Annotated in this window: 10 protein-coding genes and 1 pseudogene; 7 read left to right on the top strand and 4 right to left on the bottom strand. The window is 34.9% G+C overall.

What is annotated here, in order from left to right; translation table 11 throughout:
- Positions 1-171: 171 nt before the first annotated feature.
- The 3 genes from PVV60_RS09280 (at position 172) to PVV60_RS09270 (ending at position 1,930) form a co-directional block, all read left to right on the top strand.
- Positions 172-519, top strand: coding sequence for a hypothetical protein (locus PVV60_RS09280; protein ID WP_273724506.1), 348 nt, complete (start codon positions 172-174; stop codon positions 517-519).
- Complete coding sequence (locus tag PVV60_RS09275) at positions 506-1,024, top strand: hypothetical protein (protein WP_273724505.1); 519 nt, start codon at positions 506-508, stop codon at positions 1,022-1,024. Before PVV60_RS09280 ends, PVV60_RS09275 begins: the two co-directional genes overlap by 14 nt.
- Before the next feature lie 357 nt (positions 1,025-1,381).
- On the top strand, positions 1,382-1,930 hold the full coding sequence (locus PVV60_RS09270) for an antA/AntB antirepressor family protein (RefSeq protein ID WP_273724503.1): 549 nt from the start codon (positions 1,382-1,384) through the stop codon (positions 1,928-1,930).
- 57 nt (positions 1,931-1,987) lie between these two features.
- Here the strand turns inward: PVV60_RS09270 and PVV60_RS09265 are convergent, their stop codons facing one another.
- Together PVV60_RS09265 and PVV60_RS09260 are read right to left on the bottom strand one after the other, a co-directional pair.
- Positions 1,988-2,293 (bottom strand): BrnA antitoxin family protein, encoded by a 306-nt coding sequence (locus PVV60_RS09265; RefSeq protein ID WP_007553744.1) that lies wholly within the window; start codon positions 2,291-2,293, stop codon positions 1,988-1,990.
- Positions 2,271-2,570 (bottom strand): BrnT family toxin, encoded by a 300-nt coding sequence (locus PVV60_RS09260; RefSeq protein ID WP_273724499.1) that lies wholly within the window; start codon positions 2,568-2,570, stop codon positions 2,271-2,273. Before PVV60_RS09260 ends, PVV60_RS09265 begins: the two co-directional genes overlap by 23 nt.
- A gap of 290 nt (positions 2,571-2,860) precedes the next feature.
- Between PVV60_RS09260 and PVV60_RS09255 the strand changes: the two genes are divergently transcribed.
- The 3 genes from PVV60_RS09255 to PVV60_RS09245 all read left to right on the top strand — a co-directional run bounded on the left by PVV60_RS09255 (position 2,861) and on the right by PVV60_RS09245 (position 4,659).
- Complete coding sequence (locus PVV60_RS09255; protein ID WP_273724497.1) at positions 2,861-3,448, top strand: hypothetical protein; 588 nt, start codon at positions 2,861-2,863, stop codon at positions 3,446-3,448.
- A 196-nt stretch (positions 3,449-3,644) separates the two neighbouring features.
- A complete protein-coding gene (gene ssb, locus PVV60_RS09250) occupies positions 3,645-4,097 on the top strand; it encodes a single-stranded DNA-binding protein (RefSeq protein WP_273724495.1) in 453 nt (150 codons plus the stop codon).
- 19 nt (positions 4,098-4,116) lie between these two features.
- On the top strand, positions 4,117-4,659 hold the full coding sequence (locus tag PVV60_RS09245) for a hypothetical protein (protein ID WP_273724493.1): 543 nt from the start codon (positions 4,117-4,119) through the stop codon (positions 4,657-4,659).
- Between the two features lie 3 nt (positions 4,660-4,662).
- Here the strand turns inward: PVV60_RS09245 and PVV60_RS09240 are convergent, their stop codons facing one another.
- Together PVV60_RS09240 and PVV60_RS09235 are read right to left on the bottom strand one after the other, a co-directional pair.
- On the bottom strand, positions 4,663-5,085 hold the full coding sequence (locus PVV60_RS09240; protein ID WP_015856255.1) for a type II toxin-antitoxin system HicB family antitoxin: 423 nt from the start codon (positions 5,083-5,085) through the stop codon (positions 4,663-4,665).
- Positions 5,086-5,105: 20 nt separating this feature from the next.
- Entirely contained in the window at positions 5,106-5,288 is a 183-nt protein-coding gene (locus tag PVV60_RS09235) for a type II toxin-antitoxin system HicA family toxin (RefSeq protein WP_015856254.1), read from the bottom strand.
- A 350-nt stretch (positions 5,289-5,638) separates the two neighbouring features.
- Between PVV60_RS09235 and PVV60_RS09230 the strand changes: the two are divergent.
- Positions 5,639-5,840 (top strand): annotated as a pseudogene (locus PVV60_RS09230) (hypothetical protein); the annotation flags it as partial.

Genomic DNA, 5,840 nt, shown 5'->3' with positions numbered 1-5,840 from the left:
AATAGTGAAAAGTGCTGATCATTTTACGATTAGACATGCGTTTAAATCGACAAAAAGGTACCTTACAAAGCGATTTAAAGATTTTATGATAAATCAACATCTACAATATAAAACGCTCTGTATGATCAAATTTAAGACAAATAGACCAATTGGTAAAATTAGGATTAAAGCATGTTCATTTTTAAACATTTATTCTTAACAATCCGTAAACAACCCATGCGAAAAAAGTGGGTTGCAACAGCTGTTGGTTATGTTCCTTGGGGGGACGGAGCAGAGGAGTATTTTTACAACCTCTACGAATATGAAGACGGTACAAGAGAGTGTGAAAAGTTTGATGGTGGTCAGTATTACGATACACCAGAAAATGCGGATTTTAGTACCAAAGCGCAAGTGAAAGCTTGGGTTTACGGTGGTGCTATTCCGAAAAGCATTCTCAATTACGAACCTCTTATAGACGAGATCAATAAAGAGATCAAAAAATTATCAAAAACCGCAGGAAATAAATATGTTTACAGATAAACAGCTAAGAGCCTTGTTTGGCATTATAACTTTTATATTTTTATGTTTTTTAGGAATTAAAAAAAATCCCTACTTTATTCAAAGTATTTTGATATTTGCATCTTTTGGTTTGATAATAATAACAAATATTTTTGTAATTTTATGCAATTCTCATATTCCTTCTGAATTGCAAAGCAACCCAAAATACAAATGCGGAAATACAACAGGTTGGGTGAAACTAACACGTGATTTACAACAGTATATGCACAGACTTTTAAAGCTAATAAGTTTAGCGCTTGTCGTTTTAATTTTCCCAAGTAGTTATAAAGAAACGGTTTCTTTATCTGTTATTTCTAACTACGTAGAGCATAAGCTTTCTTTTTCATTGGATACCGTACTTTGGTACTCAGATATTGCTCTTTGGTATTCTTTTTTAGTCTGTGTATTGTTCCTTATGTTACGTACACGCAGTTTAATAAATATATCTATTTACACACTACAGTGTTCAGTTAAAAACCAAAAGTAAAATTTCCGATTTTATAAAACTGTTCAGATTAAATGGCGTTGTCTCTTCTCAACGTTCGATAAAATCAACAAAAACATCAAAAAATTATCGGAAGCTTCTAAAAAAACAATGATTAGATGCTAACTCATATCAGGAACAACTTGACAAATTTTTAAAAGCCATTAGGTTACAAAGCAGGCTTAAAACACCTGTAACCAATCGGTTCAACAGTATCCCGAAAGATCTGTTGCTCTTCATTTTATTATTCCAGGGTCTTCACGTGTATGTCCAAGGGTAACCTAAAGATGTGAAGGACTGAATTGGTTCGGTTGTTTTAGCCCTGGATACTTAAACTTTTAAAACAAAGGAACCAATATTATGAACACACTCATTAAAATATCAGAAAAAATTATTGAACAAGAAATTGTGCAAACGGTCAAAGCGCGTGAGTTACACGCATTCATGGAAATAGGAAAACGTTTCGCTACTTGGATTACAGATCGTATTAATCAATATACATTTGAAGAAGGTAAAGATTTCATAAAAACACAAGATTTGCGGTTCCCAAAATTGGGAAGCGCAAAATCTAGAGCTGTTACAGCAATAGAATATCATCTCACCCTAGACATGGCGAAAGAGCTTTCCATGGTTGAACGCAATGAGAAAGGACGTCAAGCACGCCGTTATTTTATTGAATGTGAAAAGAAACTAAAAAGCCAATTTGTTGATTATGACCATGATACACGCTTTGATTTCCCAAAAGATTGGGATAAAATGTCTCCAACTAAAAAGGCTGTTTACATTTATGGACCTCTCCACATGCATCTTGTAAAAGCCTTTACGTTGGTAGAAGAAAGCAAACAGTATAAAACACACATTGAAGAAGCAAAACAGGTCTTAGAAAAATCTGTTGTAAAAGTTGCTTAGATTTAAAAACGTGACTCCCCTTTCTTCTCGTCTTTTATGGCGAGGAGAAAAATGAGTTTATCGCATTGAACGAAGCATAGCGTCACGTAAAATGGCGTTAATCCGCGTTTGATATCCTTTCCCTTGACTTTTAAGCCACGCTAGAACGTCTGAATCCACACGTACTGTTGTGACAGTTTTGGTTGGTTTATAGAATGGATTGCGAACAGCGTTTTTCCAGAACGCATCATCTAGTGTTGGAATATCACTATGATCAATTGCACTGTCCGGCATTGCAGCCAGTTTATCAACTTCAACTCTCTGTTTATCTGTCAAAGGTGATAAGTTACCTACATCAATTTCATAACGAACTTTCTTCTTCATAATGTTTCCTTTCTTTCGAATTGGCTCGCCGCGCTGAAATAATACGGATTACTTCTATACCATCTTTATCATCATGGACAGTATGCGCCACGAGCAGCAGTAAAAAACCATCCACAAGCCCTAAAGTTTGCCAACGATATTCTCCGTTTTCAATACGGTCTTGTTTAACCATGGCGAACGGATCTGCAAAAACACGTGCCGCTATTTCAAAACTGACACGGTGCTTTCTAAGATTACTTTTTGCTTTAGTTTCATCCCATTCAAATCTTATTTTCATATCTTATGTTAATACATTTATGTATGTATATCAAGGGTTTTAAATGAACACTGAACTATTTATGTTTTTTTGCATAATAAATATAATGTAAAACTTTAAAAACTGTTATTAATAAACTGAAACAATTGAATAAATAAGCAAATTATGCTAAACAAAGTGACGTTAATCGGGTGCCCCTCTTTAAACATCTCATTAAAATTTTATTGAATATTAGATTAGGGAACTACCTATGACCAATACAACTATATCTAAAAAATATGAAATTACTGACGAAATCAAAGAAGTTTGCGATGCTGATACACGTCAACCTAAACACTTTTATCGCATTCGTGCATCGTGCATTAAGAGATTTCGATGATGTCAAGGCGGGGGATCTTGGCGGGTTTATTGAAAAGGAAAGCAATTTATCCCATGATGGCAATTGCTGGGTCTATGATGATGCTATAGTTGCATATGATGCTATTGTTAGTAAAAATGCAAAGGTACGTAATGAAGCCGCCGTTGCTGGTAATGCAAAAGTTTATGGTAATGCTATAGTGAGTGGTAAAGCTAAAGTTTATGGTCATGATACCCATGTTTATGGCAATGCACAGGTTTCTGATAATGCGAGTGTTAATGGTAGTATGTGGGTTCGTGGTAAGGGAGTCGTTCATAGCAAGTGCGTGGTTAATGACAATGCCAAGGTTTATGGTGATGCAAAAGTATCAGGGTCTGCTTATATATATGAGGGTGCTCATATTTTTGATAATGCAAGAGTTTATGGAAAAGCGGTTGTTTACAAAGATGTCAAGATTTATGGGAACGCCGCTCTTAAGGAAAAGAAAACATTTCGTGATGATGTTTGTAGTAATGATGCCATTAGTGAAAAAACAGCGTAAATAACGGCGCGGGGGCTCCTGCTTTAAAATAGAAAGCCATGTCATTTGCGTGGTGTGGCTTTATGTTTATCAAAAGATAAAAAACATAATTTTATATGTTAAAAAACAACAATATCATTTTGAAATAATTGAAAAAATAAGCAAATCATGCTAAGATTTTTCATGTGTAAATTGCAAATCTAATGGGGCTATAAATATGCTAAACAAAGTGACGTTAATCGGGCGCCTTGGTGCTAATCCCGAAAGCAAAACAATGACTTCTGGAGCAGAAATAGTCAATTTTCGTATGGCAACTTCTGAGAGCTATACAGATAAAAAAACTAATCAAAAAGTAGAAAAAACTGAATGGCATTCCGTGGTGATTTTTAATCCACATTTGGCAAAAATTGCTCTTCAATATCTCAACAAAGGTTCAAAGGTTTACATAGAAGGAAAATTACAGACACGCAAATGGCAAGATAAAAATGGTGGTGAACATTATACAACAGAGATTGTTTTACCACAATTCAAAGGCGAGTTGTATTTGCTTGATGCCAAAAAAGATCAATCGGCATCCCCTACCCCTTCACCCATTACTTCTCAAAGTTATGCTGTTGCTTCAGGGGCTGCTGATCATAGTGCATCTCCTAATAACAGCATACCATTCTGACCATTCTGATTGAAAAAATATGACAAAGAGAAAAAAACGTGCAAAACGCGGACGTCCACGGATTAAAGGATGTATCAGAGAACCAAATGGACGCATCTCACGAGCAAAAACACCGCATGAACCCATGGATAAATTGGCAATTGAAATGCGTGCCAAACGCTTCTGTTTGACCATAGAAGAGGCTAAAAATCCGCTTTCCGGCACCTATATCGGACGGCTTTATTTGCAAGGCGAAATCAATCAAGACCAATATGATGCTGCACAAAAATATCTTGAAGTGAAAAACAATTACCTCTGTGCAAAAGCCTTACCAAATGCAATTTATGATGACTTTACTCCATCTTTTAATGAAGAGGCAAAAAAACAATGGATTGAAAAAACTACTCATTACTATGAAGCAATGAAAGAGGTGCTAAAAGAAGCGCAATGCCTTTATAGACAGCATAACCTTTATGCCGCACTACAGTATCTTGTTAGTGAAGATCAATCACTGCCACATCTTGTCGGTTCGCTGTATGTTGCTCTGAATGCACTTCATAAACATTTTACAAAAAACCGCTAAATTTTAAGCAGCATTTTGAACATTGATAGTGATCTCTTTTCCAAGAGCAATGAGAGTGGATTCTAAAGCATCTAATTTTGTTGCGTGGTTTAAATCCAACAATCGGTCAATTTGTATTGGGTGAAGTTTTAAAAGACGTACAAGATCAGCTTTGCGTAAGTCTTTTTCAACCATAGCGTTATGTATTGCGATCTTTAAAGTGACCAATGAAGATACTTCAACAAAAGGATAAGCAGTATCACGAACTCCAAAAGAAACGACTTCACGATCTTGAAAACGACCCATAATGACTGTTAAAAGCGCGTTTTTAGCATTTTCTAAAGCTTCTTTTTCGTCGTTACCATAGGTAATAAATTCCTGAAAATCTTTGCAAATGACAAGAAGAGTATCATTGTCATCTCTGATAAATTTAAGTGCATATTTCATTTATATCTCCATATTCAGACTTACTTTAGGTCAAGATCTTTAAGAATCTTTTGAACTAATCCTGTTCCTAATTCTTTCCGCGCACCATGCATTGGCAAAACCGTTTTTTTAGAACCACGCTTTACAAGCAAATGGCCGCCTTTCCCTGAGATAAAACTGCAACCATGTTTTGTAAGATATCTTTTTAATTCTTGACTGTTCATAAATATAATATAACATCTAAAATGTTTAAATGCAACAAATATGTTGTTATTTATAGAAAATTAAAAAGCAGCTTTTAAAATACTAAGTTTTGATCAAAAAATAAAAAAAATACAAAATATAGATTTTTTCTATTGACAATGCATGAAAAATCGTATTTAGTGACAACATGGCAGTAGTCGTATTGCGTCTAAAATTCAAAAATATCCCCTAAAATTTCAGTAAAATATCAAGCCTTTAATGTGGCTAGAAAGCCCTGTTTTCTTGCTAATTCTGACTAATCTATTTTTCAAATAACAAAAATCAATATTTGACTAATGATGTCATTAATTATGACTCAAAAGGAGCGAAGATGAAAGCAATCATCACGAAGCCAATGTGTGTTGTTGGAGACAATAAAAGCACTGTTCGCTTTGAACCATCAACACCCAATAATCCATTTGTTGAAGTTTCCAATCAAGTCTACGCACGTCTCAAGCGCGCTAATGCTGTAAAACCTTTTATTGGAGTCAAGACAACAGCAAAAACAGACAAGGCAGTTGAACAAATTAAGC

The sequence above is a fragment of the Bartonella sp. AU18XJBT genome, from assembly GCF_028618595.1.
Lineage (GTDB): Bacteria > Pseudomonadota > Alphaproteobacteria > Rhizobiales > Rhizobiaceae > Bartonella.
The sequence above is the reverse complement of the archived record's forward strand: the minus strand, read 5'-3'. Positions and strand labels throughout refer to the sequence as shown.

Coding starts and splice junctions, on each gene's coding strand:
- PVV60_RS09245 (WP_273724493.1), top strand. CDS start 4,117: ATGACAAAGAGAAAAAAACGTGCAAAACGCGGACGTCCACGGATTAAA.
- PVV60_RS09280 (WP_273724506.1), top strand. CDS start 172: ATGTTCATTTTTAAACATTTATTCTTAACAATCCGTAAACAACCCATG.
- ssb (WP_273724495.1), top strand. CDS start 3,645: ATGCTAAACAAAGTGACGTTAATCGGGCGCCTTGGTGCTAATCCCGAA.
- PVV60_RS09270 (WP_273724503.1), top strand. CDS start 1,382: ATGAACACACTCATTAAAATATCAGAAAAAATTATTGAACAAGAAATT.
- PVV60_RS09255 (WP_273724497.1), top strand. CDS start 2,861: ATGCTGATACACGTCAACCTAAACACTTTTATCGCATTCGTGCATCGT.
- PVV60_RS09235 (WP_015856254.1), bottom strand. CDS start 5,288: ATGAACAGTCAAGAATTAAAAAGATATCTTACAAAACATGGTTGCAGT.
- PVV60_RS09240 (WP_015856255.1), bottom strand. CDS start 5,085: ATGAAATATGCACTTAAATTTATCAGAGATGACAATGATACTCTTCTT.
- PVV60_RS09260 (WP_273724499.1), bottom strand. CDS start 2,570: ATGAAAATAAGATTTGAATGGGATGAAACTAAAGCAAAAAGTAATCTT.
- PVV60_RS09275 (WP_273724505.1), top strand. CDS start 506: ATGTTTACAGATAAACAGCTAAGAGCCTTGTTTGGCATTATAACTTTT.
- PVV60_RS09265 (WP_007553744.1), bottom strand. CDS start 2,293: ATGAAGAAGAAAGTTCGTTATGAAATTGATGTAGGTAACTTATCACCT.